Here is a 24,183-nt window from a genome sequence, read left to right as displayed (position 1 = left end):
CCGAAGTGAACATCACGAAGCCCTGATTGTGGTTAACTCGCACCGATGTGCCCTATGGGAGGGATGGTGTCGGTGACGGATTTCGGGGACTTCGGCAACATCGACATGGACCGGCTCCTGGACAGCATGGACGAGCAGCTCAGCAAGTCCGAGGAGCTGCAGAAGGCCATGTCCGCCCTGGTGGGCAGGGGAGAGGACGAAGGGCACCTGATCGTCGTCGAGTACGCCCAGGAGGGCCTGCGCACCCTGGACATCCAGCCGAAGGCGATGCGGCTGAGCGCGGCCGAGCTGTCGGAGCGGATCAGGGAGGCCATCGCGGCGGCGACCGCCGACCTGCAACGGCAGGCCGACGAGCTGCTGACCGAGATGTTCGGCGTGCACGGCAACCCGATGCGCATGCTGGAGAACTCCGACCGGGCGCTGCGCGAGGTCCGCAAGGCCGAGGCCAGCTACGAACGGGCGTTTGAGGACGTAATGGGAGAACTCGACAGAATCCGCCGCGAACTGGACCTGTGATTGACCAGGGCGTTTGCTGACATGTCGAGAAGTTGTTACATCTTGGCCATTGGGTCTGCTGTTACTCATGGGCTGTTTGGTGCTTATATGGGTTAGCGACCGAAATGATCGTTACGGAGGTGACGAGTGTCCGAATTCTTTGGGGCAAGCCCGAGCCAGATCAAGGTGGCCTCTGGCCACGTGGTGGACACCGCCCAGTACATCGAGGGTCTGAGGACGGCGGTGGAGACGACCGCCAACGGTCTTCTCTCGACCGGCTGGCTCGGCCCGGCGGCGGCCCGGTTCAAGAACGCCATGACCAACTGGGACAACTCCATGCGGAACGTCCGGACCGACCTGGAGGGGATCGCCGACAAGATGGGCGTCAACGCGGTCGTCTACTCCGCGGCCGACCAGGACGTCCAGGCCGGTATGGGCCGCGTCGAGTCCCTGATCAACGTCGACATCAAGTAGGAGGGGGACCGCGGTGTCCGCTGAGCTCGACTTCACCAAAGTCAACTTTGGGCACATGGAGCTCGCCCAGGGCGACTTCATCAAGATCCTCGGCTCCTTCGAGAAGGCCACCGACGACCTGATGGCCCGGCTGAAGAACGACCTGGCCGGCCATTGGGAGGGCCCGGACGGCGCCGAGACGTTCTTCCGGCAGCACGAGCAGAAGTGGCAGGCCGCGGCCGCCCAGATGCGCGGGCAGCTGGACGAGCTGCAGAAGGCCGTCCAGATCGCGAACGAGAACTACCGCGCGGCCGAGAACCGCAACAAGTCCATCTGGTACGACGGCTGACGTCTTCTGCTCGGCCACCCCGCGCGGTGGCCGAGCCTGGTGATGGGAGGATCATGGCCGGGCTCGAACCCGAACCGTGGCCGGGGCTCGACGACACCGACGCCGAGCTCTACTACAACGTGGGCAAGATGCGGGCCATCGCCGACGACCTGGAGATCGCCCTGGCGCTCACACAGGGCGCCGGCGGCAACAGGGACGGCGTCACCGGCTCGGTGGAGACCCTCACGAGGTACTTCGCGCTGGGCGAGGAGCACATTGGGCGGTGGCCGGCGGCCAGCGCCCTCGCGCACAGCGTGGGCAGCACCGGCGCGGACCCCGGCGGCCAGGTGTCGATGGAGGGCCGCGGAGCGCTGCTGACCGCCCTGTACCAGGACTACGTCGAGTGCTGCCAGAAACTGGTCAAGGCCATCAGGGACAGCGCCGACAGTTACGCCAAGACGAACCCGGGCCGAGAGTGAGCAGCGTTGGCTGAGCGCAAGGTCGACATCCGTGACAATTCCCGGCGGCCGAAGAGCGAGCCGGTCACCGCGTCGCGGGAGCAGATCGAGGGATGGCTCAAGGCCACCTCCGCCATGGAGGTGCACGACCGGGGCCTGTCCTACAAGCAGGTGGCCAAGGTCATCCGCGGGGTGGCCGACGCGCTGCCCCAGATCGGCAAGGATCTGTCCGGCGCCTGGCGGTCGGACAGCTCCGCCCAGGCGCAGCGGGCGCTCCAGCTGCTCAACGCCTCCGGGCGCGAGATCGCCGAGGCCATGGACAAGATGTCCGAGGCGCTGATCCTGTACGGGCGCGACTACCTGCCCAAGGCGATCGAGGAGGTCGAGGCCGCCAAGAACCAGAAGACGGCGGTCCCGGAGCCCTCGCCGGGCGCGGCCCCGAAACCGCCGTCCGCGACGCCGTCGCCGTCGCACACGCCGCCGGTGCTCGGGCCCCAGACCTCGCACAACTATCCGGAACCCATGCCCGGCGCCACCAAGTCGCCTACCGAGATGCAGGCCGACGTGGCCCGGCGGGCGCTGGAGAAGCTCAACAACCACATCGTCGACCTGTACGACTTCCGGATCCCGGAGAGTGTCGTCGTCGAGCTGCCCGAGGTGAAGCCCGCCGAGGCGCCGGCTCCCGAACGGGACATGCCGCTCACCGACCGCTCGCCGTACGGGAAGGGCTCGTACTGGACCGGCGGCGGCCATGACAGCGGCGGCACGGGCGGCTCGACCGGCTCCGGCACGCACGGCGGCTCCGGCGGATCGGGCGGCTCCGGCGGTTCTGGCGGCTCCGGCGGTTCGGGCAGTGGCGGCACCGGCGGCCACGACGGCGGCACCGGCACCGACCCCCGCCCCGGGGACCAGACCCCCGGCGGCGACAACCCGGGCACCGATCGGCCGGACACCCCCGGGACGGACACCCCCGGCTCCGACCAGCCGGGCGGCCAGGGCACCGGATCAGGGACCGGCGGCTCGGCCACCACCGGCGACGGCACCACGCCTCCCGTGCTCGACAACAACACCACCGGCGACCGCGCCACCCAGTCGCAGGACGTGGACGTCCGCGACCCGCGCGCCACCGAGACCGCCGGTTACCACCCGACCACCACCCCCGGGTACCCCGGCACCCCGAACCAGCCGTTCGTGACCCAGCCCGCCTACCCCTCTCCGTCCGCGGGGACGCCCGCGGTGATCGGCGGCCCCGGCTCGTACGTCCAGGGGAGCGCGCCCGCGGCGGCGGCCAGGACGGGCGCGATGGGCGGCGCCGGCATGCCGTTCATGCCGTTCGGCGGCGGCGGCGGACCGGCCCCCGAGGAGGGACAGGTCGAGACCTCGACCCTCCTGAAGGAGGACAACGACGTGTGGAGCCACCACGAGGGCTCCATCTCACCGGTGATCGGCTAAGGAGGCGGCCATGGCACTCGAACTGGACCCCAACTGGCCCGGTCTCGACGGGGACAAGGACAACTACACCAACCGCACGGAGATCAAGCGCATCGCCGGCGAGCTGAGCGAGCTGCTCAAGAAGCTGAAGACACCCACGCTCCCGCCGGTGACGCAGTTCCTGACCGCGCCGGGGCAGAAGGCCCCCGGGCCGAAACTGCCCGAGGGCGCCGGCTCGCTGCCCGATCTCCAGCGCTACTGCGCGCTCAGCCAGAACCAGATGGGCGAGTGGCCCGCCGCCATGCACTTCGGGCTGGCGGTCAACTCGGCCTACTCCCAGCTGATCGGCGAGCCGGGCTCCACCAGCGGCCTGTACGCCGCCATGGTCGGGCAGGGCGACAGCACGGTGGAGGCGCTGCTCGACATCTCCAAGGCGTCCGGCGGCGCCGAGCAGGCGACCGAGGAAGCCGCCGCGCGGCGGGAGGCCTGACACCCATGGCCGAGCCCAAGAAGCAGACGCTCAAGCTCGTCTACAACACCGGCCCGGTCGACACCTCCACCCCGGAGGTGTCGTTCATGGGGAGCATGTTCAGCGACACGCTCGAAAAGGTCATGAAGTGGATCGACGCCACCGACCCGGAGTCGATCAAACTCGCCGGCCTCTACTACACGCGGGCCGAGACGCTGCTGAACGGCTTCGCCGGTGACCTGAAGGCCAAGGCGGCCGAGCTGGCCAAGAACTACACGGGCCCGGCCGCCGTCGAGACGCAGAAGCAGCTCCAGACCCTGCACGCCAGCGTGCGCGAGCTGGCCAGGAAACTCGGCGAGATGGGCCGCCCGGTCCATGGGTACGGCGAGACGCTGAACTGGGCGCAGGCCAACGTGGTCGAGTCGATGGACCACGACTCGCGTACCGACCGCGACGTGGACTGGGCCGGACGGGTGCCGTTCTACCGGCTGTACCGCGGGGACAAGCGGGCCGTCGAGCACCTCAAGAAGGTCAACGAGCGCATCGTCGAGCACTACAAGCAGCTGCCCGTCGAGGTCCAGACCGCGTTGCCGGACCCGAGCGTCCCGGAGCTGCCGGACTTCAACAATGGTGGCGGAGGCGTGCCGGGCGCGCCGGACCTGAACGGCAAGGGCGGGGCGGGCAACATCCCCGTCTCCTCGATCGGTCCGGACGCCGTGCCGGGCGGCCCCGGGTACATCGACGGCAAGGTGCCGGGTGACGGGGGAACGGGCGCCTACCCGGCGGTCCACTATCCCGACGGCTCCGGCACGAACGGCTCCGGCGTGAACGTCGGCGGCGTCCAGGGCTACGACGCCGGGGACAACCCGTACGGCGGGGCCGACTCCTCGGCCCTGAACGGCGCCTCGCTGGGCTCCGTGCCGCCGGTTTCGACCGCCGGCCTGCCGTCGGGCACCGGCGACGGCACCGCGAACCTGGCCGGGTACGACCCGTCCATGTCGGGGATGCCCAACGGCGCCTTCCCCACGACGACGGGCGGCTCGCCCTACGGCGGCGGCGCGGGATCGGGAGCCGGAGGCGGCTTCGGAGCGGCGGGCGGGGGCGGGGCGGCGGGCGCCGCCATGCACGGCGCCGCCGGCGGCCCCGGGTTCGGCGCTCCCGGCATGATGGGCGGAATGCCCGCTCGTGGCGGCGAGAGCGGCGAGAAGCACGACAGCGAGAACTCGACCTGGCTCGCCGAGGACGACGACGTGTGGGGCGGCCCGGAGGGCACCACGCCGAGCACGCTCACCTGAGGCCGCGCTGCGCGCTCGCCCGGCGCCCGGAGCCGCCGCACCACGCCTGCGGGCCGATCCTCGCGACCGGCCCGCCACTGGCGCGCGGCCCACTGCCCGCCCGCAAGCCGCTCCCCGTGCGGGGAAGGGAGGTGCGGGGGGCGCCCGGAGGCGCCGCCCCGCTCATGCACGCGCGGTCGCGTCAGCCGCAGTGCTCGAAGGGGCTGTCGTACGTGGTCGAGCCGATCGCGCCGCCCCACTTCACGCAGGTACGCAGGGCCTTGGCCCGGACCGGACCGGCGTAGTACTGGTAGCTGCCCGCGTCGGTGCTCCTGGCCTTGCCCTTGACCTCCAGGTAGGCCCGCACGGCCGCCTTGCCCGAGCCGCTGTTGCGCAGCGTGGTGACGCAGTTCTGGCCGGTGGAGGCCGAGTACAGCAGGACGACCCGGCCCTGGTTGCCGAGCGGCGCGGAGTCGATCTGCTTGTAGCCCGCACCGCAGATCTGCTCGGCCGAGTACGGGTTGCCGCCGCCGCCGGTGCTGGGCTTGCCCGGGTCGGCGGGCGCGGGCGTGCCGCCGCCGCCCTGGCAGTTGTTCGACTTCAGCGTCTGGTGGCTGTAGCCGAAGGTGGTGCCGTTGAACCTGGCCGCCACGATCTTGCCCGACGACGTGCGCTGCTCGTAGTGCAGGTGGGCGATGATGCCCTTGTACTTGGCCGAGGTGTTGCCCACCTGGCCGACCTGCTGGCCCTGCGCGACGTTCGCGCCCAGGGAGACCGTGCGCTTCTTCATGTGGGCGTACAGCGAGACGCTGCCGTCGGAGTGCCGGATCTTGACCACGTTGCCGAAGCCGTCGGCGGTCCGGTACTCCGACATGATCACCTTGCCGGCCGCCGAGGCCACCACGGTACGGCCCATGTCGGCGTTGCCGTCGTTGTACGAGCCGTTGAAGTCGATCTCGTAGCCGCCGGTGTGCGCGCTGCTGTCGTTGCTGTCGCCGGTCCAGGTCTCGCCACACGGGAACGGAAGCTGGTGGACGACGGCGGCGCTGGCGTTGGCCGCGCTCGTCCCGGCGAGGGGCAGCGCGGCGATGCCATACACGCCCACAATGAGGGTCTTGATCCGCATGTGGGAAAGGCTGCCATCCTGATCAACGGCCAGTCTAGATCATTCGCAAAGTGTTCACGCTAAAAGTTGATATTTGTCGATATCGTAGCCAGGACTGTGCAAAACGCAGTTTTCGGACATGGAGGGTCAGATGGCAGCAGGGGAGAGCACCACGCCTGGTCTGGGGCAATACCAGCCGGGGGGCTCCCTCACCGGGGCCACGATCCAGTTCAAGGACAAAAAGATCAGCGAGCTCGGCGCCAACATGGCCGAGCAGGAACCCGGCATGGGCAAGATCGAGACGAACACCAAGGGGATCCACGTCGACTTCCCCGGGTTCGGCATTGTCGGCATCGGCCTCTCGTACGCCCACGAGCAGGTCAAGGGTGGCGCGAGCGGCGCGATCAGCATGGCCAGGACCGCCCTGCGCGACTACAAGACCGCGCTGGAGCAGCTTGAGAAGAACTACCAGCAGGTCGACAAGGACAACGACGGCCTGATCAGCACGATCGGCGACGACAACCCGACCGGGCCCGGCGGGCCCACCGGGCCCGGTCCGGGCGGCATCGACCCGAGCAGCCTGGGTGGCCTGGGCGGCGGGGGCGGCAAGCTGCCACCGATGGACATGCCGGACGACAAGTTGCCGGACAACAAGCTGCCGGACAACAAGCTGCCCGACGACCGGTTCCCGGACGACAAGCTGCCGGACGACAAGCTGCCGAACGACAAGCTGCCCGACCAGAACCTCCCGAAGCCCGACTATCCCGACCCCAGCAAGCTGGACCCGAACCTGCCGGGCTCGAACCTGCCGGACCCCAACGCGCTGAACGCGAACCTGCCGAAGACGCCGTCCATCGAGGACCAGCTCAACCACAGCGTCCCGGACCCGTCCCAGACGAAGCTGTCCGGGCTCGACCCCGCCGCCCTGAACTCCGCCATCCCCAGCACCGGCAACATGAACGGCCTGCCGACCGGCTACCCCACCTCGGGCGGATACACGGGCGGCTCGGGGCCTGGCGGGACCACGGCGGGCGCGGGCGCGGGCGGCCTGCGCGGCGCCGGCGCGAACGGCATGTCGGGCATGCCGTTCATGCCCATGTCGGGCGGCGCGGCCGGCAACGAGCAGAACCGCGAGCGGGAGAAGCCGGAGTACGTGCGCGGCGACGAGAACGACTGGCTCGACGACATGGACATCGCACCGCCGGTCATCGGCGAGTGAGAAGGGGCAGGACAAGATGGCCCAATACGACAGCGACCGGTGGCAGATCCTCTCGGCGGCCGCCATGGCCAGCGCGTCCGCCCTGGTGCTGAGCCAGTACCCGATCGCCAGGAACATCGCCCTGATGATCGGGACGCTCGTGTCCAACCCGGGGGACATGGCCAAGGCGGCCAAGGAGTGGGAGGCGCCGGCCGACGGCCAGGCGGGGATGGACTTCGAGTCCATCAAGACCGAGCTCGTCAAGCTGAAGAAGGAGATCGAGGAGAAGGGGTACTGGAAGGGGCCGGCCTGGATGGTGTTCAGCGAGGCCGTGGACCAGTTCGCCGAGCAACTGGACGCCACCTCGGCGTACTTCAAGGGCGTCGGCGGCGGCATGGACCACATGGCCACGCTCTACCACTGGGCCGTGCAGGTCGCCGTCTACGTGGGCTTCGCCATGGCGCTCATGGCCGCGTGGGAGGTGGCGTCCTACTTCATCCCCGGCGTGGGCAAGGTCGCGGCCAGGGTCACGATCAGCGGCTTCCTCACCGCGCTCGGACAGGCCCTCAGGAACATCGTCAGCAAGAAGGTGAAGTCCGTGGCGATGCTGACCGGCGTCCTCGTCATGGTGAACGGCATGTGCGCCATGATGACCCAGTCCATCGACAAGGGCCGCCCCAAGCCCGACTTCGCGCCCACGGACCTGGAGTACGCGGCCCCCGCCACCGACGGGGCGCCCGGCACCCTGCAGCGGAAGAACGGCGGCATGCCGAGCATGAACCTGCCCGGCGGCGGCCTCATCTAGCCCTGTCCCACCCCCGCCCGGCGGTCTCCGGGCGGGGATGTCGCTCACTGGGCCGTGACCTGCACCGGTGAGCGCGCCGCCGTCGGGTCGAGCGCCGGGCCCTCCGGGATCAGGTGGACGAGGTTGTAGGGCACCGGCGTGACGTCCTCGGCGCCGTACCCCAGCTTGTTGATCTGGTCCCCGGTCTGCAGCGGGAACTTCCTGCCCTGGTCGGTGAGCAGGAAGTAGGTCTGCACGAACGCCTTCTGGCCGTCCCCGGGCAGCAGGCCGCCCAGGGCCGCGCCGCCGGCGGGCAGCAGCACCTGGTCGAAGTGCTCCTGGTCGCTCCGGGACGTGGGCACGGGGATGGTCATCGTCGCGCCGACCGTGATCTTCGCCTGTGCTGAGCCGTTCTGCGTGTCGGCGTACACCGCGCACAGCGCCGCCGAGGAGGTGACCGTTCTGGGCAGGCTCGTCGGCAGGCCGCCGACCGTGAGGGTCTGGCGGGAGGTCCTGCCGTTCGCGGTGGCGGCGTCGATCTCCAGCGGGACGGCGGCGCGCCTGCCGTACGCGGCCTTGGTCCTCGGGTCGGCGAGGAGCAGCGTCGCCTGGGTGAGGTTGACGGGGGCGAGCCCGTCGGCGAGCAGCACGTACCAGCGGTCGGGAGCCCCGCCCATGCCCTTCACGGTGTAGACCTGACCGACCGCCCCCTTGCCGCCGCCGGGGGCGACGGCACGCCGGCCCAGGCCGGTGATGGGCGGCGGCATGAAGTCGGGGCCGGGAGGGATCGCGTTGATCCAGGTCGAGGGCACTCTTCTGGGATGCGCGTTGAGCGCGCGCACACCCGTGTCGGTCACCTTCATGCGCCGGTCGTTCCAGACCACCCAGCCCTGCTGGCCGTCCGTGACGACCAGCGCGTCGCCGCCCACGGGTGTCCCGCCGACGTCCTGTCCGCCCACCAGGGTGACGTACGGCCCCCGCGCCCCGGCGGCCTGCGCCGGCTCGGTCACGCACGCCGACCACGGACCCTTCACCAGCTTCTCGCGGGCCGGAAGGCTGTCCGGCGCGCCCGCGATGCCCACCAGCGGCCCGCGCGGCAGCGTCGCCAGCGACGCGGCGGAGACGTTGCGCACCTTGAAGTCGGTCGCGTCGAGCAGCAGCAGCGCCGAGACGTAGTTGGCGGTCGGCAGCAGCCGCCCCTGCTCCTGGCTGTAGACGTAGGTGGCGCCCGTCTCCTCCTCGACCAGGAGCTGGCCGGCCTCGGTCAGGTTCGTCGCCCCGCCGGGCTTGAGCAGCCCCCAGATCCCGAACACCGCCGCGATCAGCACGCCCACGAGCACGCCGCAGAACATCGCCACGTTGTGCCGCCGCATGGGCGTCTCCGGCACATCGGGCTCAGCCTGCAGCAACGCCATGCCCAGGCGCTGCTGCATCAGCCGATGAGCCTGGTAGAGGTCCTTCCGGGTCTGCATCTCACCTCTCCCGTATCGCAGGGATCAGCATAGAACGCTCTTGTGTCATGAACCCCTACGGAAGTAGCAAACCCCAATAGAACGCCCACGGAACGAAGGCCACACCCGCCGCGACGAGCAGGCCCAGCCGTACCCGCTCGCCGGTCGCGCGTTCCCGCCGCCACGTGCGCGCTGCCGGCAACGTCGCCACGACGGTGGCCACCGCCACGGCCTGCAGCGCCAGCCAGACGAGCGGCCTGCCGAGGAGCATCGGACCTGGCGCGGCCAGCTTTCCGCCGGTGGACATCAGATAGAACAGGTAGGCGAACCCGCCCAGCGCCGCCACGAGCCCTCCGCCGCTGACCACCCGAGCCGCCGCCGTCCCCCTGGCCGACGTGGCCCGGGCCGCTGCCGTTTCCGCGGTCGGCGTGCCCCGGACGGCTGCCGTTTCTTTGGCCGACGTGGCCCAGGCGGCTGCCGTTTCTTTGGCCTGCGTGGCCCGGGCGGCTGTCGTTTCTTTGGCCTGCGTGGCCTGGGCGGCTGTCGTTTCTTTGGCCTGCGTGGGCCGGGCCGCGCCGCGGCCCCGGATCCGCCGGACCACGGCGACCGCCGGATATCCGGCGAACCCGGCCAGGAACAGCGCCAGGACCGCCGTCTGCGCGAAGGCCGACTCCCACCATGCGGGAGGCGGCGTCCCGACGGAGTCCTCCGCCTGGACGGGCGCCGGCCCCGACACCTCCGCGACCGGAGCCCGACCCGAGGTCGCCTTCGCCACCCAGCCGCCCACCAGCTCGGCGTAACCGGGAGCGAGCTCGGGCAGACGCGTGACGCCGCCGTCCGGGGTCACATGAGCCGCGTGATCGGCCTTCTCGAAGAACCGGAACGTGTACCGCCTGTTGCCGCCCTTCTCCAACGCCGCGCGGAAGATCGGCGGCGTCTCGCGGGGCGGGGTCAGCAGGTCGTGCACGCCCCAGATCGCCAGCACCGGCTGCCGCACCGCGGCCAGGACCGGCTCCGGCTCGTAGTAGGGCTCGGGGAACATGTCCCCGTCCGCGATCACCCGGTACAGCTTCGGCTCGGCGTGCTCGACCAGCGACCCGCCGACCCCCGCCTTGCGCAACCCGGCCGCCACGGCCCACGTCTGCTGCCGCAGGGGCTGCAACGCGTTGGCCCCGACCACCACCACGAACGCGATGTCCTTGGACTTCGAGGCGGCGAGCGGCGCCACCCACCCGCCCTCGCTGAGCCCCCAGATGCCGACCTTGCCGGGATCGACCCCGGGCTCCTTGCGCAGCGTCGCGACCGCGCCGAGCGCGTCGTCGGCGAGTTGCGCGTACGACCGATGGAACAGCGAATAGTTCACCGAGCGCTTGTCGTAGATCAGCACGGTCAGGCCCTGCCGGGCGAAGGCGACGGCCTCACCCAGCAACTTCTCCCGAGACGTCCCCGTCCCCGCCCCATGCACCAACACAACCCCAGCCCGCCCACCCACACCGCTCGGACCCTCCCCGGCGAGGCTCTCCCGGCTCAGCCCGGCCGGATTGTCCCGGCCTTGCCCGGCCTCGCCGCTCAGGCTCTGCCCGGCCGCGCGCCCGGTCTGGGACGCGCCCCCGACCTGGGCGATGTCTCCGGGCTGCCCCTTAGCCTCGACCGGTGCTGTACCTCTGGCTTGGGCTGTACCTCCGACTTGGGCTGTACCTCCGACCTGCGCTGTACCCCCGACCTGCGCTGTACCCCCGGCCTGGGTTGTGCCTCCGGCCTGTGCTGCGCCTCCGACTTGGGGCGTACTCCCGACCTGGGCTGTACCCCCGACCCCGGCTGTACCCCCGACCCCGGCTGTACCCCCGACCCCGGCTGTACCCCCGGCCTGTGCTGTGCCCCCGGACTGGGCCGCGCTGCCGGCGCTTGAGGAGCTGATCGCGCTGGCCGACGGGCTGATCACGCTGCCGTGCAGCTCCAGCCCGCCGCTGCCGCGGAACGTCACCTCATGGACCGTCAGGTCACCCGGAACCGCGAGGTCACCGGGAGCCGCGTGGCCACCGGGAGCCGCGTGGCCACCGACAGCCGCCAGGTCACCGGCAACCGCCAGGGCGCCGGGAACGGCGAGGCCGCCCGGAACTGCCGGTCCCTCGCGATCGGGCTCGACCGCCACGGCCCCAGCGGCGCGCCGTCCTTCACCGATCGTTGCAGCCTTCGAGGCGAGATCGGCCGTCGTTGCGGCGTTTGAGGTGACGTCGGCGACCGGGGCGGCACGACTCAATCCGGGCGTACTGAGCCATAACACGACGCCGGCGACGGCGCTGAGGGAGACGGCGGCAGAGGCCGTGAAGACGTTTCGCATATTGCCGACAGTAGTCTGCAGAGAGATCTCGGCAAAGACATGTCTGCAGATATCGTCCTCAAGGACTAGCCTGCTCCTCATGAAGGACGACGAGCCCCTGGTGCTCCACGATCCCGACCGGCTCAAGGCCTTGGCCCATCCCATGCGCCGCCGCATGCTGACCCACCTGAACATCCACGGCCCAGCCACCTCCACCACCCTCGGCGAGCTGCTCGGCGCCAAGACCGGCACCACCAGCTACCACCTGCGCCAACTGGAGAAGTACGGCTTCATCGAGGAGATCCCCGAACGCTCCTCCGGCCGCGAACGCTGGTGGCGCCGCGCCAATCTCCCCAGGGACATCCGCCTCCCCGAGCCCGGGGACCTCGGCCCGGAGGATCAGGCTGTCCTGACCGAGTTCCACCGGATCGGGCTGGAGGAGGACCGCGCCCTGCTGGACCGCCTCCCCGCTGCCTTCCAGACCGACCCCGACTGGGTGAAGGGCTCCCGAGGCCTCGCCCGCATGACTAAGGACGAGCTCAGAGAGTTCCACGACGCCTACGTGGCCCTGCTCCTGAAATACAGCCACCCCGCGGACGAGGCCCCACCCGACGCCCGCCCCCTGTACGTCCGCATGTACACCCTCCCCGCCGACGACTCCTGACCCCAGCCCCACACCGCCGCCGTCCGCACGCATCGGGCCCCAGGGAGGCCGGCGTGGTGGCGTGGGCCCGCACCTCTCCCCGTCCGCCGAGCCCGACCCTGGACGCCATACAAAGGCCACCGAAGGGCTCCCACATGCTGGGAACTCGGAAGGACTGGCTCGGGGTGGGGACTCGAAGGGCGGGCCCGGAACGGGCAGGCGCGTACGCGGTCCCGTCCGACGGACCTGATTCCGTACGCCATGCACCGCCCGTCGGACCTGTGCGGCTCACCCGGGTTGGAGAGGCGGGGTGTGCGGTCAGGTACGCCTTCCTGTCTGATGGACCTGATCCCAGGCGTCACCCAAAGGCACCGGACCTGTGCGGTTCACACGCGGTGGAGACGCGGGGGCGTCTTGGGTGGGCAGGCGGTGTATTTCCCGTCCGGCGAGCCCGATCCCAGACCCTACGCGCCGCCCATCGAAGCCCTGCGGTTCCCACGCGGTGGGGACTTGGTGGGCCGTCTCGGGATGGGCACGTGCGTGCACCCATCCCATCCGATGAGCCTGATTTAGGGCCCCGCGCACCGCCCATCGAACGCATGTGGCCCGCACGGGGTTGGGCCTCGGGGGCGTTTCCGGGGGCGGCGTGTACACCACCTCCGGTCCGACGAGTCTGATTCCAGACGCCCACGCATGGCCATCCTGACCTGTGCGGCTCCCACAGGGGGGTGGCTTGGGTGGTGGGTCAGGGGGTGTCGGGGAGGGCTGTTTGGATGGGGGTGATGTTGCCGGTGGTGACCAGGAGGCCGCGGCCAGGTGGGCCGCCGCCGGCCCCGCGGGGCAGGCGGATGCTGAACAGGTCGCCGTCGGTCGGGCCCTGGACCGACAGGAGCACGCCCGTACGGGACTTGCGGGTCTCGGCCACGAACCCGCGATAGGCGACCGCCAGGTCACCGGTGGAGCCGGCGATCAGCAGGCCGTGATCGCCGTCCCGGCCCGAGCGGAGCACCTCCTCCAGGGACGTGCCCAGCGGTGAGTCCGGGTTGACCAGTTCGGCGTCGTCCACGACCACGACGTACTGGCCCAGGTCAGCGACCAGTTCGGCGAGGTCGGCGGCGTTCCCGTCGAGGACGGCCACGGCATCCGCCAGGTCGCGCAGCGGGCTTCGTCGGGGGGCGACGGCGACGACCGGCGTGCCGGCGGCGATGAGTGACCGCGCCGCCGTCACCAGGACGGACGACCGCCCCGACCGCGACGGCCCCGCGATCACCGCGCCCGGCCCGTGGGCCAGCAGGTCGACGCCGAGCGGGGTGAGCGCGTCCCCACCCGCGCCGACCAGCGCCCACAGCGGGGACGGCGGAGTGAACGCCGGATCGAGGTCCATCGTCTGGGACGCGGTGACCCGCATCGGCAGCGCGTCGACGCGCAGCGGCTGTTCGCCCTCCCCGGGGCGCCCCCCACGCCCGGCGGCCTGCGGGCTCGCGCCGCGGGCCAGGGCCTGGAGGGCGGCGACCTGGGCGGGGCCCGCGGGGTCGGCGGAGAGGAGGGCGATGTGGTGTTCGGTGATGCCGTGCTCGCCCAGCGACAGGGCGCGCCCCTGAGGCATGGACGCGGGCAGCCCCTTGAGCGGGAACCCGGCCAGCCCGTAGTCGGCCGGGTCGGACAGGCGCAGCAGCAGGCGGTCGTCGAAGACCGTCGAGACCTGGCCGAGCAGGCCGGACCGGTCGCTGGTGACCACCGCGCGCAACCCCACCGCCGGGCCCTCGCGCAGGAGCTGGAGCAGGGCTTCGATCAGGCGGCCGTAGTCGTAGCTCTCGAACGCGGCGACGAAGCCCTCCCAGCGGTCGAGCATGAAGACCAGCCACGGCAGGCGGTGACCGGCCTGGCGGTATTCGGCCAGCGAGGCGTGGCCGGCCTCGGCCAGCAGCTGCTGGCGGCGGCCCACCTCGGCGCGCAGGCGGCCGAGCAGGCGCTCCACCCGTTCGATCTGGTCGCGGGTGACGACGGCGCCGCAGTGGGGCATCGCCATGACGGGCAGCAGCGCGCCCGAGCCGCAGTCCACCGCATGGACGTGCACGTCGGCGGGCGACGTCCGGGCCGCGATGGCGCCGGCGATCGTCCGCAACGCCGTCGAGCGGCCGCTACGCGGGGCGCCCGCGATCAGCAGGTGGCCGCCGTTGGCCAGGTCGAGCGCCAGCGGGCAACGATCCTGCCGCCACGGACGGTCGGTCACCCCGAACGCCAACGGCGCCACCTCCTCGAACCCGCCGCCGGCCCCCTCGTACGCCACCCCAGCCGCACCTTCCGGCGCCCCAGCCCCCTCGTACGGCGACGCGGGACCGGCCGGCCCGGCTTCGAGCGGGCCTCCCGGCGAGGCGGGCACCGGCAGGTCGAGCACCAGGTGGGTGGGCAGGGGGTCGAGCCACGGGCTCGGCTGGGCCGGTACGCCCGCCAACCGGCCCGCCTCGACGAGCGCGTCCGTGACCAGGCCGAGATCGGTGACCGCCGACTCCTCGGCCGGCTCCGGAGGCGGCGGAAGCGGCCTGCCGAGCGATCGCCAGTCGACGTCGAGCACCCGCACCCGCCCGGCCGGCCCCCCGGCGGACGGAACACGCGCGGGGCTGCGCCCGCCCACCCTGGCCGTCTGGACGGCGATCGCCGCCCCCACCCCCGACCGCACGTAACACCGGCCAGGGGTGGACTTGGAGATCGCGGCCGCGTCGGGCAGGTCGATGACGTCGGTGGACTCGGCGGGCTCGGTCACCCGCAGCGCGATCCGCAGCGAGGTGTTGGCCTGGATGTCGGCCGTGACCACGCCGGCCGGCCGCTGGGTGGCCAGGATCAGGTGAATGCCCAGCGAACGGCCCCGCCGCGCGATGTCCACCAGGCCGGCCACGAAGTCGGGCAGCTCGGCCACCAGCGCGGCGAACTCGTCGATGATCAGCACCAGGCGCGGCATGGGGGCCTGGCCGGCGTAGTCGTCGATGTCCTTGGCGCCCGCCGCCAGCAGCAGGCGTTCCCTGCGCCGGATCTCGGCCGCCAGCGAGTCGAGGGCCCGCTGGGTCAGGTGTCCGTCGAGGTCGCTGACCATGCCGACGGTGTGCGGCAGGCGTACGCACTCCTTGAAGGCCGCGCCGCCCTTGTAGTCGATCAGCACGAACGTGAGCTGGTCGGGCCGGTTGGCCACCGCCAGCGAGCAGATCAGCGTCTGCAGCAGCTCGGACTTGCCCGCGCCGGTGGTGCCGGCGATCAGCCCGTGGGGGCCGTCGAGCTTGAGATCGACCGAGAACGGGCCGTCGGGGCCGACGCCGATCAGCGCCTCGGTGGTGCCGCGCGCCCGCCACCGGCCGGCCAGCTCCTTGCCGGACGGGTCGGGCATGCCCATCAGGTCGAGCAGGCGGACGGCTCCGGGCAGGTTGCCCGAGGGATCGTCCCGGCTCACGTCGCGGATGGGGGACAGGGCCCTGGCCAGCCGGTCGCACCAGGCGGCCGAGACCAGGTCGCCCAGCACCGGCCCGATCACGTCGAGACCGCCGCCGAGCAGGCGGACGAGGCCGTCGGAGCCGCAGGCCGCCACCGTCTGGCACTCCTCGGGCAGCAGCCGCTGGTCGTCGTCGATGGCGAGGGTGAACACCCCGGACCGGGGGCCCTGCCGCAGGACCTGGGGCATGTTGGGCAGGCCGCGCAGGATCTGGGCGCCGTCGAGGATCACCAGGACGTCGTGGGGACGGACGTCGTAGGAGGAGAAGCTGGGCTTCTCGGGACCGCCCAGATCGTCCCAGCCTGTGGGGATCTTGCCGAACTCGGGGATGGCGGTGTTCTGGCGTTCGTCGATGAGCGCGGCCAGCTCGGCGACGCGGCGGGCGGCCGACTCGGGGTCGGTGCCGACCAGGGCCACGCAGTCTTCGCCCGCACGCGGGGCGCAGTGCGGCAGCCAGCGCGTCCAGCCCCAGCGGCGTTCGCCGTCGGCGCGCGCGGACACGACCACGATGGCCAGGTCGCGCGGGCTGTGCAGGGTGGCGGCCTGGGCGATCAGCCAGCCGGCCAGGCTGGTCGCGGCCCCGCGCGGGCCGGTGACGCCCGCGACGCCGAGCCGGCGCATGGCCAGCGCCACCGGCACGGCGCGGCAGAGCGGCGGCTCGATCGGACCGCCCTGCTCCTCCGACAGGTCGAGGTTGGCGGGCAGGTCGGCGAGGCCGACGCGCAGCCGCAGCGAGTCGGCGTCGTGGATGCGGCGCTCCCACAGACGCCTGCGCGGCCCGGTCGCCGTGAGCAGGACCTGGGCCGGGTCGGGCGCGTCGGACCTGCGCGCGGCCTCGTCGGCGGCCCTGGCCCGCTCGACCTCATCGTCGTAGGCCCGGACGCGTTCGCCGAACTCCTTGAGCGCCTGCTTGTGCTTCTTCCTGCCGTGACGGCGGTCGCTGACCCACTGGCCGATCATGATGATCGGCGTCATCAGGGCGACGAGCAGGTAGTAGGGGGCGTGCAGGGCGAACGCCAGCGTCACGCCGAGCACGGCGGGCAGGAGCGCGGCCAGCAACTGCAGCCGCATGCCCTCGGACCTGGTCGGCTCCTTGGGCTTGACGAACTTGCGCTCCGGCTCGGGACGGCGCAGCCTGGGCGGCCGGTTGTAGGCGAGCCCGCCCTCGCCCCTGGGCGCGAGATGGGCGTCCTTGGGCTCGATGGAGGTCAGCACGAACACCGAGGACCCGCAGGTCAGCACCGCCTGGTCGGGCCACTCGGCGGGCCCGGTGAGCGCCCTGCCGTCGAGCTCGGGCATGTCGCCCTGCTCGGCGGCGAACTCGGCCGCCTCCCGCTCGGCGACCCGCGCGGTCAGCTCGGCGACCTCCTCGGCCCACCGCCCCTTCAGTTTCAACCTGGAGGTCTGCCCGGAGCTCTGCCGGTGCGCCCGCTCGACCGTGATCGCGTCGGGCGTCACGCGCACGGCGACGGCCTCGGCGGCCAGGAGGGGGTCGGCGACGGCCATCGCGCAGGTCGGGTCGGACCCGATGACGTGCACGCCCAGCCCCAGCCGGTGGACGGCCCCCGCCGCCGGGCCGCCGATCACGCGGATCTCGGCCACCCCGCCGGGCTCCTCCACCACGGTGGCGCGGGCCAGGCGCGGGTCGAGCGTGACCTTGTCGCCGTCGCGCAGGACGGCCGCCGCCGGTGCCCGCGGATCGAGCGGACGCCCGTCGCGCCAGAGCAGCGCGCCGGAATCGCCGGGCACGTCGGCGGGGACGTCGAGCCGGTCGGGGACGCGCGGACGGGGGATGCGCGCCCCGGCCCCGCCCCGCGCCCCGGCCTCGGGCGCCAGGCCGTAGGGCGCGCGCGTGCGCGGCAGGTGGACGACCTTCGCCATGGACGTGCGCCCGCTCAGCGCCTCGGTCACCCCGGCCACCGTGGCGCCGCCGTCGCCGTCGATCACGACGTCACGGTCGCCCTGCTCGCCGAGCACGGTGAGCATGATCCGCATGTGCCGTCTCCTCGCTCGACCTCGGGCGCCAAGGTAGCGCCAGAAGCGAGAGTAGGTGTCCTGGTTGACGCCACCGGCATGAGAACGCGGTTCTGTGGATAACCCGCGCGCCCAGCGTCACGATCAAGCCTGAAAAAGTTGTGATTACTGCGACTCAAGATAAAACTGTGACCAGCATGCCGATAAATCGGTATTCGTCAACTTGGTAGAGACAATAGGCATCGATTATTTCGGGTTGACATCACGTCACCTGCGAAACAAGCATGGGTCCTCGCATTCCGCCCACGCCCCACCCGGGCGCCCCACATAATGGGCGTGAATTCCGCATTTCACAATGGGAGCCCCCCACCCATGAGGACCAGTGAAAAACCTGTCGCCGACAACGCGGCGGCGGGGTTGTCCGGCCCGGCCTCGCGCAAGCTCCCCGTGCCCCCACGCGAACGCAAGCCGGCCCTCGCCGCGCTGGCGGTCCTGCTCATACTCGGCGGAGCGCTGGCCACCACGCTGCTCGTGCTGCGCAGCGGCGACCGCGTCTCCGCCATCAGGATCACCCAGCAGGTCGGCGCGGGCCAGGAGTTCGTGGACGGCATGCTCGAAGAGGTGAAGATCGCCTCGGACACGGGCGTCGACTACGTCCCCTGGTCCCGGCGGTCGGAGGTGACCAAGAGCTTCGCCGCGGTCACGATCCTGCCGGGCACCCTGCTGACCAACCAGATGGGCAGCAAGGCCAGCGACGAACTGGGCCCGGGAAAGGCGACCGTCGGCCTCGCCCTCAAACCCGGCCAAATGCCCGCCGGCATTCAACAGGGCGACCGCGTCCAGGTCGTGTACGTACCGAACCGGACGGCCCAGGGGCAAAGTCGCGTCCTGGCCGAGAGCGCGCTCGTGTTCAGCACGGGCGACAAGAACCGGACCGGCGGTAATTCCGGGCAGATCACCGTGATCGTCGATTCGTCGGACTCACCGCAAATACTCGCCTATGCCTCCAGCGGAGAGATCGCGGTGGCCGAGCTCCCGGGAGCGCGCTGACGTGGCGCTGATCGTTCTGGCCGCCGACAAGGGCGCGCCCGGCGTGACCACCGCGGCCACCGCCCTCGCGGCGGTGTGGCCGCGGCCCGTGCTGCTGGCCGAGTGCGACCCGGCCGGCGGCGACCTCGCCTACCGGCTGCCCGCCGCCGACGGCGGCGTGCTCAACCCGGGCAAGGGCCTGCTCACGCTCGGCGCGACCGCCCGCAGGGGCCTCGAACCCGCCCAGATCCACCAGCACACCCAGAAGATCATCGGCGGGCTCGACGTGCTGGCCGGGCTCACCCACGGCGAGCAGGCGGCCGGGCTCACCTGGCTCTGGGGCCCGCTGGGCAGGTCGCTGGCCGCCATCCCCGACGCCGACGTGATCGCCGACTGCGGCCGCCTGGGCTCCCACCCGCAGATCGCCGACCTCCTCGCCGAGGCCGAGCAGGTGCTCCTGCTCACCAGAGCGACCCTCGACCACGTCGCCCACCTGCGCGAACGCCTCCAGATCACCAAGGCGCACGGCGTCGTCGTGATCGCCGACCCGCGCAACTACCGGGCCTCGATCGAAGACGTGCGCAGGATCGTCGGGCCCATCGTCCAGTTCGTCCACGGGCTGGCCCACGACGCCAAGGGCGCCGAGCTGCTGCGCGGGCAGTGGGGCGGCCGGCTCGACCGGTCCCTGCTCATCCGCACGGCCCGGGACCTCGCCGCGAGGCTGGTGAGCCACCGATGATCGACCACTCGCTCGTCAAACGTTTCCGCCAGGAGGTCGGCGACCGGCTGGCCCAGCAGCGCCGGATCGACCAGGCGAGCGGCGTCCCGCCGATGTCCGGCGAGGACGAGCGCCAGTTCGCCAGGGCGCTGATCTCGCAGGTGCTGGAGGAGCACGCGCGCAACGAGATCGGCCTCGGCCGCACCCCGCCCACCATCGAGGAGGAGGAGGCCCTGGCGGCCGGCATCCATGCCGCGCTGTTCGGCGTGGGCCGCCTCCAGCCGCTGCTCGACGACCCCGAGGTCGAGAACATCGACATCAACGGCTGCGACCGCGTGTTCGTCAGCTACGCCGACGGCCAGGAGCTCATGCAGGACCCGGTCGCCGAGTCCGACGACGAGCTGGTCGAGCTGATCCAGATCCTGGCGGCCTACTCCGGGCTGTCCAGCAGGCCGTTCGACACCGCCAACCCCCAGCTCGACCTGCGGCTGCCCGACGGCTCCCGGCTGAGCGCGGTCATGGACGTCACCGTGCGCCCGGCCGTGTCGATCCGCCGCTCCCGTCTCGGCAAGGTCTTCCTGTCCGACCTGACCGGCAACGGCACGATCAGTCCGGAGGTCGGGAGGTTCCTGACGGCCGCCGTCGCCGCCCGCAAGAACCTCATGATCGCCGGGTCCACCAACGCCGGCAAGACCACCCTGCTGCGGGCGCTGGCCAACGAGATCCCGCCCAGCGAGCGCCTGATCACCGTCGAACGCGCTCTTGAGCTGGGCCTCGACCAGTTCCCCGAGCTCCACCCCAACGTCGTCGCCTTCGAGCAGCGCCTGCCCAACTCCGAGGGACAGGGCGAGATCTCCATGGCCGAGCTGGTCAGGCGCTCGCTGCGGATGAACCCCAGCCGCGTCATCGTCGGCGAGGTGCTGGGCGACGAGATCGTCACCATGCTCAACGCGATGACCCAGGGCAACGACGGCTCGTTGTCGACGATCCACGCCAACTCCAGCATGGAGGTCTTCAACCGCATCGCCACCTACGCCCTGCAGGCCGGCGAGCGCCTGCCCATCGACGCCACCCACATGCTCATCGCGGGCGCGATCGACTTCGTCGTCTTCATCGAGAAGCGCAACGACTACCACGTCGGCGGCACCCTGCGCCGCTACGTCTCCAGCATCCGCGAGGTCAACGGCTGCGACGGCCGCGTGTTGTCGAGCGAGGTGTTCGCGCCCGGTCCCGACGGCACGGCCGTCCCGCACGCGCCGGTCTCGTGCCTGGAGGAGCTCGTCGCCCACGGCTACAACCCGGGAGGCTGGTGAGGATGGCGTTCGACCTCGACCCGCTCGCGATGGTGGCGGGCGCGGCCGCCGGCGGCGGCCTCTTCCTGTTCTTCCTCGCCCTGTACGGCCTGCGCCGCCGCCCGTCCCAGCCCAGACGGCCGCTCGTCAAGATGCTGACCACCCGCACCGCCGTCGCCGCGGTGGCCGCCGGCCTGGTCCTGGTGGTCACCGGCTGGCCGGTCATGGCGGTGGGCACGGTGCTGCTGGTGTTCGCCTGGCGCGGCCTGTCCGGCGGCGCGGCCGAGGAACGCGCCGCCATGCGCCGCCTGGAAGGGCTGGCCGCCTGGACCGAGTCGCTGCGCGACACCATCGCCGGGGCGGCCGGCCTGGAGCAGGCCATCCCGTCCTCGATTAGGGCCGCCGCGCCCACGCTCCGGCCCCACCTGCGGGCCATGGTCGACCGCCTGCACACCCGGATGGCGCTGCCGGAGGCGCTGTCCCGCTTCGCCGACGAGCTCGACGACCCCTCGGCCGACCTGGTGATCGCCGCGCTCATCCTCAACTCCCGGCTGCGCGGCCCCGGCCTGCGCGACGTGCTCGGCGCGCTCGCCGTCTCGGCCCGCGAGGAGCTCGACATGCGCCGCCGCGTCGAGGCCGAACGCCGCTCGACCAGGCGCAGCGTGCAGATAGTGGTGATCACCGCGCTGGTCTTCGCCGGGCTGCTCATCCTGTTCAACCCCGCCTACGTCAGCGAGTACGGCTCCACCCTCGGCCAGGCCGTGCTCGTGGTCGTCGGCGGCCTGTTCGGCGCCGGGTTCGCGTGGATGCGGCGGCTGGCCAGGTTCGACAAGCCCACCCGGCTGCTGATGGGGGGAGGCGGCCATGGTTGAGGGCGTGCTGGCCGGGGCGGTGCTCGGCCTCGGCCTGTTCGTGCTGGTACGCGCGTTGTTCCCGGCCCGTCCCGGGTTGGTGGCGCGGCTGCTGGCGCTCGACGCCGTGCGCGAGGACGCCGACGCCCCGCGCATCCAGCTCCTGCTGCCCGACGAGGAGGTCAGCGCGTTCCGCCGCGGCCTCGGCGCCCGCCTGGCCCGCCTCTACGGCGCCCGCGGCTGGGAGGCCCGCTCGGTCAAGTCCGACCTGGCCCTGCTCGGACGCTCGTTCGAGGCGTTCCTGGCCACCAAGGTGCTGCTCGCCGCGAGCGGCCTGCTGGCCTTCCCGATCCTGCTCGGCTGGCTGGCGCTCATGGGGTGGGGCGTGTCGTTCACGGTGCCGTTCTGGTCGGCCGTGCTCGTGGCGCTGCTCTTCTTCTTCCTGCCCGACCTGCAGATCCGCAAGGAGGCCGCGGCCATGCGACGCGACTTCCGGCACGTCGTGGGCGCCTTCCTCGACCTGGTCTCGATGAACCTGGCGGGCGGGCGCGGCGTGCCCGAGGCGCTGATGATGGCCGTGTCGGTCAGCGGAGAGCAGCCCAACTGGGCGATGGGCCGCATCCGCGACGCGCTCGGCGGCGCCCGGATCGTCGGCATCACCCCGTGGCAGGCGCTCGGCCAGCTCGGCGAGGAGATCAACGTCGACGAGCTGCGCGACCTGTCGGCCGCGCTCGGCCTGGTGGCCGACGACGGCGCCAAGGTGCGCGCCTCGCTCACCGCCAGGGCCGCCACCCTGCGCCGCCGCGAACTGGCCGAGATCGAGGGACGCGCGGGCGAACGTTCGCAGTCGATGCTCGTGGCCCAGCTCCTCCTGTGCGCCGGTTTCGTGATCTTTCTCAGTTTTCCCGCCGCGATGAAGATGTTGGGGGCCTGATGAACCATCCCTGGATCGTCTATCTCACCGCCTACCTGGGGGTGCGGATCCAGCGCGCCCGCACCGCGCCCAGCAGGGGCGCCTCCGCCGTCGAATGGGTGATCATCACGGCCATCATCGCGGGCGTCGCGCTCGGGCTGGCCACGCTGATCAAGACCCTGGTCGAGCAGAAGTCCAGCGAGATCCAGGGCACGTTCGGCGGTGGCGGCGGCGGTGGTGGCGGAGACTCGTGAGCGGGGCGCGACCGTGATCGAGCTGGCGTTGCTGATGCCGGTCATCCTCGCGGTCGCGCTCCTCGTCGTGCAGGTCGCGCTCTGGTTCCACGGTCGCCAGATCGCCGAGGCGGCGGCCAGGGAAGGCGCGCGGGTGGCCAGGTCGGCGCCGTTCGACTCCGGCGACTGGCAGGGCGCGGCCACGTCGAAGGCCACCGACATCGTCAAGGCGGTCGGCCCGCGGCTGCTGGAGAACGCCGCGGCCACCACCTTCGAGCGTGACCCCGACCAGCGCTTCGTCACGGTCACGGGCAGCGCCGTGCAGGTCGTGCCGCTGCTGCCGCCGCTCACGTTCACGATCACGGCGACGGCGGGCGGGCCGATCGAGTGCTTCCGTCCCGACAACGGCGGTGATGACTGCCGATGAAGCCCGGCGAGCGTGGCTCGATGGCCGTGGAGACGGTGATGCTCGCCCCCGTCTTCCTGCTGTTCCTCATATTCCTGGTCGGGGCGGGGGTGCTGGTGGAGACGCAGGGGCGGGTCAACGGCGCGGCCAGGGACGCCGCGCGGGCCGCGTCCGTGCAGCGGAGCTTCGACGACGCCAGCGCCGCGGCGGAGAGCACCGCCAAGACCGCGCTGGACGACAAGTGCGGCGCCAGCACTGTGAACCTGGACGGATCCACCTGGGAGGCGGGCGGCCAGGTGCAGGCGGAGGTGACCTGCGAGCTTGACCTCGGCTTCCTGGGGTTCGGCGGCACCAAGCGGCTGACGGGCACCGCCGTGGTGCCCCTTGAGCAGCTCGTCAGGAGGGAACCGTGAAGGCGGGGGAGCGGGGGTCCATGTCGGTCTTCACCGTGCTCTTCTCGGTCGTGGTGTTCCTCCTGGCCGGGCTGCTGGTCGACGGCGGCGCGGCGATCAACGCCCGGCTGCGCGCCGCCGACGTCGCCGAGCAGGCCGCGCGGGCGGGTGCGGACGAGATCGACGTCGACCGCCTGCGCACCGGCGGCGAGGTCGCCCTGCTGGACGAGGGCCAGGTCTGCGCCAGGGCCGACGAGATCGTCGCGGCCCAGGGCGGCGACGGCGTGGCCCGCGGCTCCTGCTCGGTCCAGCAGGACCAGGTGACGGTCAGCGTCTCGGTGCGGTGGGAGGCGTTCTTCCTCGGGGCCCTCGGGTTCCCGGGCTCGGAGATGAACGGCGAGGCCACGGCCGCCCCGGAAGCCAGGTAGACCGATTCCCGCCACTCGGTGGCCGGGGCAACGCACGAGGCAGGACGCTGGACGGAA

The 24,183-nt window shown here is 71.8% G+C and carries 24 protein-coding genes; 20 read left to right on the top strand and 4 right to left on the bottom strand.

Going from position 1 to position 24,183, the window contains the following annotated elements; translation table 11 throughout:
* Positions 1–72 precede the first annotated feature (72 nt).
* The 7 genes from AB0J46_RS03925 to AB0J46_RS03895 all read left to right on the top strand — a co-directional run bounded on the left by AB0J46_RS03925 (position 73) and on the right by AB0J46_RS03895 (position 4,929).
* A complete protein-coding gene (locus AB0J46_RS03925) occupies positions 73–516 on the top strand; it encodes a YbaB/EbfC family DNA-binding protein (protein WP_364326007.1) in 444 nt (147 codons plus the stop codon).
* Between the two features lie 126 nt (positions 517–642).
* Entirely contained in the window at positions 643–969 is a 327-nt protein-coding gene (locus AB0J46_RS03920) for a WXG100 family type VII secretion target (RefSeq protein ID WP_364326004.1), read from the top strand.
* A 13-nt stretch (positions 970–982) separates the two neighbouring features.
* The gene (locus tag AB0J46_RS03915; RefSeq protein ID WP_357994585.1) at positions 983–1,297 is read left to right on the top strand and encodes a WXG100 family type VII secretion target; all 315 of its coding nucleotides are present in this window, start codon (positions 983–985) and stop codon (positions 1,295–1,297) included.
* Between the two features lie 53 nt (positions 1,298–1,350).
* Complete coding sequence (locus AB0J46_RS03910; RefSeq protein WP_352361899.1) at positions 1,351–1,755, top strand: hypothetical protein; 405 nt, start codon at positions 1,351–1,353, stop codon at positions 1,753–1,755.
* A 6-nt stretch (positions 1,756–1,761) separates the two neighbouring features.
* Positions 1,762–3,186, top strand: a complete 1,425-nt coding sequence (locus AB0J46_RS03905; RefSeq protein WP_364326001.1) for a hypothetical protein — start codon at positions 1,762–1,764, stop codon at positions 3,184–3,186.
* 10 nt (positions 3,187–3,196) lie between these two features.
* Entirely contained in the window at positions 3,197–3,655 is a 459-nt protein-coding gene (locus AB0J46_RS03900) for a hypothetical protein (RefSeq protein ID WP_364325998.1), read from the top strand.
* A gap of 5 nt (positions 3,656–3,660) precedes the next feature.
* Positions 3,661–4,929 carry a hypothetical protein gene (locus AB0J46_RS03895; RefSeq protein ID WP_364325995.1) on the top strand — a complete coding sequence of 423 codons (1,269 nt, stop codon included), beginning with the start codon at positions 3,661–3,663 and terminating at the stop codon, positions 4,927–4,929.
* Between the two features lie 181 nt (positions 4,930–5,110).
* Here AB0J46_RS03895 and AB0J46_RS03890 read toward each other — a convergent pair whose 3' ends face one another.
* Positions 5,111–6,034: a M23 family metallopeptidase gene (locus tag AB0J46_RS03890; protein WP_364325992.1), complete on the bottom strand. Its 924-nt coding sequence runs from the start codon at positions 6,032–6,034 to the stop codon at positions 5,111–5,113.
* 130 nt (positions 6,035–6,164) lie between these two features.
* On the opposite strand from AB0J46_RS03890, the gene AB0J46_RS03885 reads away from it, so the two are divergent.
* Together AB0J46_RS03885 and AB0J46_RS03880 are read left to right on the top strand one after the other, a co-directional pair.
* On the top strand, positions 6,165–7,232 hold the full coding sequence (locus AB0J46_RS03885) for a hypothetical protein (RefSeq protein WP_364325989.1): 1,068 nt from the start codon (positions 6,165–6,167) through the stop codon (positions 7,230–7,232).
* Positions 7,233–7,248: 16 nt separating this feature from the next.
* Positions 7,249–8,016 (top strand): hypothetical protein, encoded by a 768-nt coding sequence (locus AB0J46_RS03880; protein ID WP_364325986.1) that lies wholly within the window; start codon positions 7,249–7,251, stop codon positions 8,014–8,016.
* 44 nt (positions 8,017–8,060) lie between these two features.
* On the opposite strand, the gene eccB is transcribed toward AB0J46_RS03880, so the two are convergent.
* Positions 8,061–9,467, bottom strand: a complete 1,407-nt coding sequence (gene eccB / locus AB0J46_RS03875; RefSeq protein WP_364325983.1) for a type VII secretion protein EccB — start codon at positions 9,465–9,467, stop codon at positions 8,061–8,063.
* Positions 9,468–9,522: 55 nt separating this feature from the next.
* Entirely contained in the window at positions 9,523–10,875 is a 1,353-nt protein-coding gene (locus tag AB0J46_RS03870; protein ID WP_364325980.1) for a prolyl oligopeptidase family serine peptidase, read from the bottom strand.
* A gap of 558 nt (positions 10,876–11,433) precedes the next feature.
* On the opposite strand from AB0J46_RS03870, the gene AB0J46_RS03865 reads away from it, so the two are divergent.
* Together AB0J46_RS03865 and AB0J46_RS03860 are read left to right on the top strand one after the other, a co-directional pair.
* Entirely contained in the window at positions 11,434–11,673 is a 240-nt protein-coding gene (locus AB0J46_RS03865) for a hypothetical protein (RefSeq protein WP_364325977.1), read from the top strand.
* A gap of 193 nt (positions 11,674–11,866) precedes the next feature.
* Entirely contained in the window at positions 11,867–12,430 is a 564-nt protein-coding gene (locus tag AB0J46_RS03860; protein ID WP_364325974.1) for a helix-turn-helix domain-containing protein, read from the top strand.
* 724 nt (positions 12,431–13,154) lie between these two features.
* Here AB0J46_RS03860 and AB0J46_RS03855 read toward each other — a convergent pair.
* Complete coding sequence (locus tag AB0J46_RS03855; protein ID WP_364325971.1) at positions 13,155–17,885, bottom strand: FtsK/SpoIIIE domain-containing protein; 4,731 nt, start codon at positions 17,883–17,885, stop codon at positions 13,155–13,157.
* Positions 17,886–18,236: 351 nt separating this feature from the next.
* Here AB0J46_RS03855 and AB0J46_RS03850 point away from each other — a divergent pair, with 351 nt between their 5' ends.
* From AB0J46_RS03850 to AB0J46_RS03810, 9 genes are read left to right on the top strand one after another with little or no spacing between them, the layout of a single operon-like run.
* Complete coding sequence (locus AB0J46_RS03850; RefSeq protein WP_358282515.1) at positions 18,237–18,914, top strand: hypothetical protein; 678 nt, start codon at positions 18,237–18,239, stop codon at positions 18,912–18,914.
* A 1-nt stretch (position 18,915) separates the two neighbouring features.
* A complete protein-coding gene (locus tag AB0J46_RS03845) occupies positions 18,916–19,632 on the top strand; it encodes a hypothetical protein (protein ID WP_357969990.1) in 717 nt (238 codons plus the stop codon).
* Entirely contained in the window at positions 19,629–20,924 is a 1,296-nt protein-coding gene (locus AB0J46_RS03840) for an ATPase, T2SS/T4P/T4SS family (protein WP_364325967.1), read from the top strand. The genes AB0J46_RS03845 and AB0J46_RS03840 overlap by 4 nt, the downstream gene beginning before the upstream one ends.
* A 2-nt stretch (positions 20,925–20,926) precedes the next feature.
* Positions 20,927–21,775 (top strand): type II secretion system F family protein, encoded by an 849-nt coding sequence (locus tag AB0J46_RS03835; RefSeq protein ID WP_352325815.1) that lies wholly within the window; start codon positions 20,927–20,929, stop codon positions 21,773–21,775.
* On the top strand, positions 21,768–22,688 hold the full coding sequence (locus AB0J46_RS03830) for a type II secretion system protein (RefSeq protein ID WP_358282519.1): 921 nt from the start codon (positions 21,768–21,770) through the stop codon (positions 22,686–22,688). The genes AB0J46_RS03835 and AB0J46_RS03830 overlap by 8 nt, the downstream gene beginning before the upstream one ends.
* Positions 22,688–22,921 (top strand): hypothetical protein, encoded by a 234-nt coding sequence (locus AB0J46_RS03825; protein WP_357969997.1) that lies wholly within the window; start codon positions 22,688–22,690, stop codon positions 22,919–22,921. Before AB0J46_RS03830 ends, AB0J46_RS03825 begins: the two co-directional genes overlap by 1 nt.
* A complete protein-coding gene (locus AB0J46_RS03820; protein WP_364325962.1) occupies positions 22,905–23,327 on the top strand; it encodes a TadE family protein in 423 nt (140 codons plus the stop codon). Before AB0J46_RS03825 ends, AB0J46_RS03820 begins: the two co-directional genes overlap by 17 nt.
* Positions 23,324–23,719 carry a TadE family protein gene (locus AB0J46_RS03815; protein WP_364325959.1) on the top strand — a complete coding sequence of 132 codons (396 nt, stop codon included), beginning with the start codon at positions 23,324–23,326 and terminating at the stop codon, positions 23,717–23,719. Before AB0J46_RS03820 ends, AB0J46_RS03815 begins: the two co-directional genes overlap by 4 nt.
* On the top strand, positions 23,716–24,126 hold the full coding sequence (locus tag AB0J46_RS03810; RefSeq protein WP_364325956.1) for a flp pilus-assembly TadE/G-like family protein: 411 nt from the start codon (positions 23,716–23,718) through the stop codon (positions 24,124–24,126). The genes AB0J46_RS03815 and AB0J46_RS03810 overlap by 4 nt, the downstream gene beginning before the upstream one ends.
* Positions 24,127–24,183 lie beyond the last annotated feature (57 nt).

The sequence above is a fragment of the Nonomuraea sp. NPDC049758 genome (genome assembly GCF_040674635.1).
GTDB lineage: Bacteria > Actinomycetota > Actinomycetes > Streptosporangiales > Streptosporangiaceae > Nonomuraea.
Note: the sequence above shows the minus strand (reverse complement) of the source record. Positions and strands in the feature narration are given on the sequence as shown.

What these genes read in the sequence shown, in the direction of transcription:
- AB0J46_RS03910 (WP_352361899.1), top strand. Translation starts at nt 1,351, where the DNA reads ATGGCCGGGCTCGAACCCGAACCGTGGCCGGGGCTCGACGACACCGAC.
- AB0J46_RS03900 (WP_364325998.1), top strand. Translation starts at nt 3,197, where the DNA reads ATGGCACTCGAACTGGACCCCAACTGGCCCGGTCTCGACGGGGACAAG.
- AB0J46_RS03895 (WP_364325995.1), top strand. Translation starts at nt 3,661, where the DNA reads ATGGCCGAGCCCAAGAAGCAGACGCTCAAGCTCGTCTACAACACCGGC.
- AB0J46_RS03890 (WP_364325992.1), bottom strand. Translation starts at nt 6,034, where the DNA reads ATGCGGATCAAGACCCTCATTGTGGGCGTGTATGGCATCGCCGCGCTG.
- AB0J46_RS03885 (WP_364325989.1), top strand. Translation starts at nt 6,165, where the DNA reads ATGGCAGCAGGGGAGAGCACCACGCCTGGTCTGGGGCAATACCAGCCG.
- AB0J46_RS03880 (WP_364325986.1), top strand. Translation starts at nt 7,249, where the DNA reads ATGGCCCAATACGACAGCGACCGGTGGCAGATCCTCTCGGCGGCCGCC.
- eccB (WP_364325983.1), bottom strand. Translation starts at nt 9,467, where the DNA reads ATGCAGACCCGGAAGGACCTCTACCAGGCTCATCGGCTGATGCAGCAG.
- AB0J46_RS03865 (WP_364325977.1), top strand. Translation starts at nt 11,434, where the DNA reads ATGGACCGTCAGGTCACCCGGAACCGCGAGGTCACCGGGAGCCGCGTG.
- AB0J46_RS03860 (WP_364325974.1), top strand. Translation starts at nt 11,867, where the DNA reads ATGAAGGACGACGAGCCCCTGGTGCTCCACGATCCCGACCGGCTCAAG.
- AB0J46_RS03855 (WP_364325971.1), bottom strand. Translation starts at nt 17,885, where the DNA reads ATGCGGATCATGCTCACCGTGCTCGGCGAGCAGGGCGACCGTGACGTC.
- AB0J46_RS03850 (WP_358282515.1), top strand. Translation starts at nt 18,237, where the DNA reads ATGAGGACCAGTGAAAAACCTGTCGCCGACAACGCGGCGGCGGGGTTG.
- AB0J46_RS03840 (WP_364325967.1), top strand. Translation starts at nt 19,629, where the DNA reads ATGATCGACCACTCGCTCGTCAAACGTTTCCGCCAGGAGGTCGGCGAC.
- AB0J46_RS03835 (WP_352325815.1), top strand. Translation starts at nt 20,927, where the DNA reads ATGGCGTTCGACCTCGACCCGCTCGCGATGGTGGCGGGCGCGGCCGCC.
- AB0J46_RS03830 (WP_358282519.1), top strand. Translation starts at nt 21,768, where the DNA reads ATGGTTGAGGGCGTGCTGGCCGGGGCGGTGCTCGGCCTCGGCCTGTTC.
- AB0J46_RS03825 (WP_357969997.1), top strand. Translation starts at nt 22,688, where the DNA reads ATGAACCATCCCTGGATCGTCTATCTCACCGCCTACCTGGGGGTGCGG.
- AB0J46_RS03815 (WP_364325959.1), top strand. Translation starts at nt 23,324, where the DNA reads ATGAAGCCCGGCGAGCGTGGCTCGATGGCCGTGGAGACGGTGATGCTC.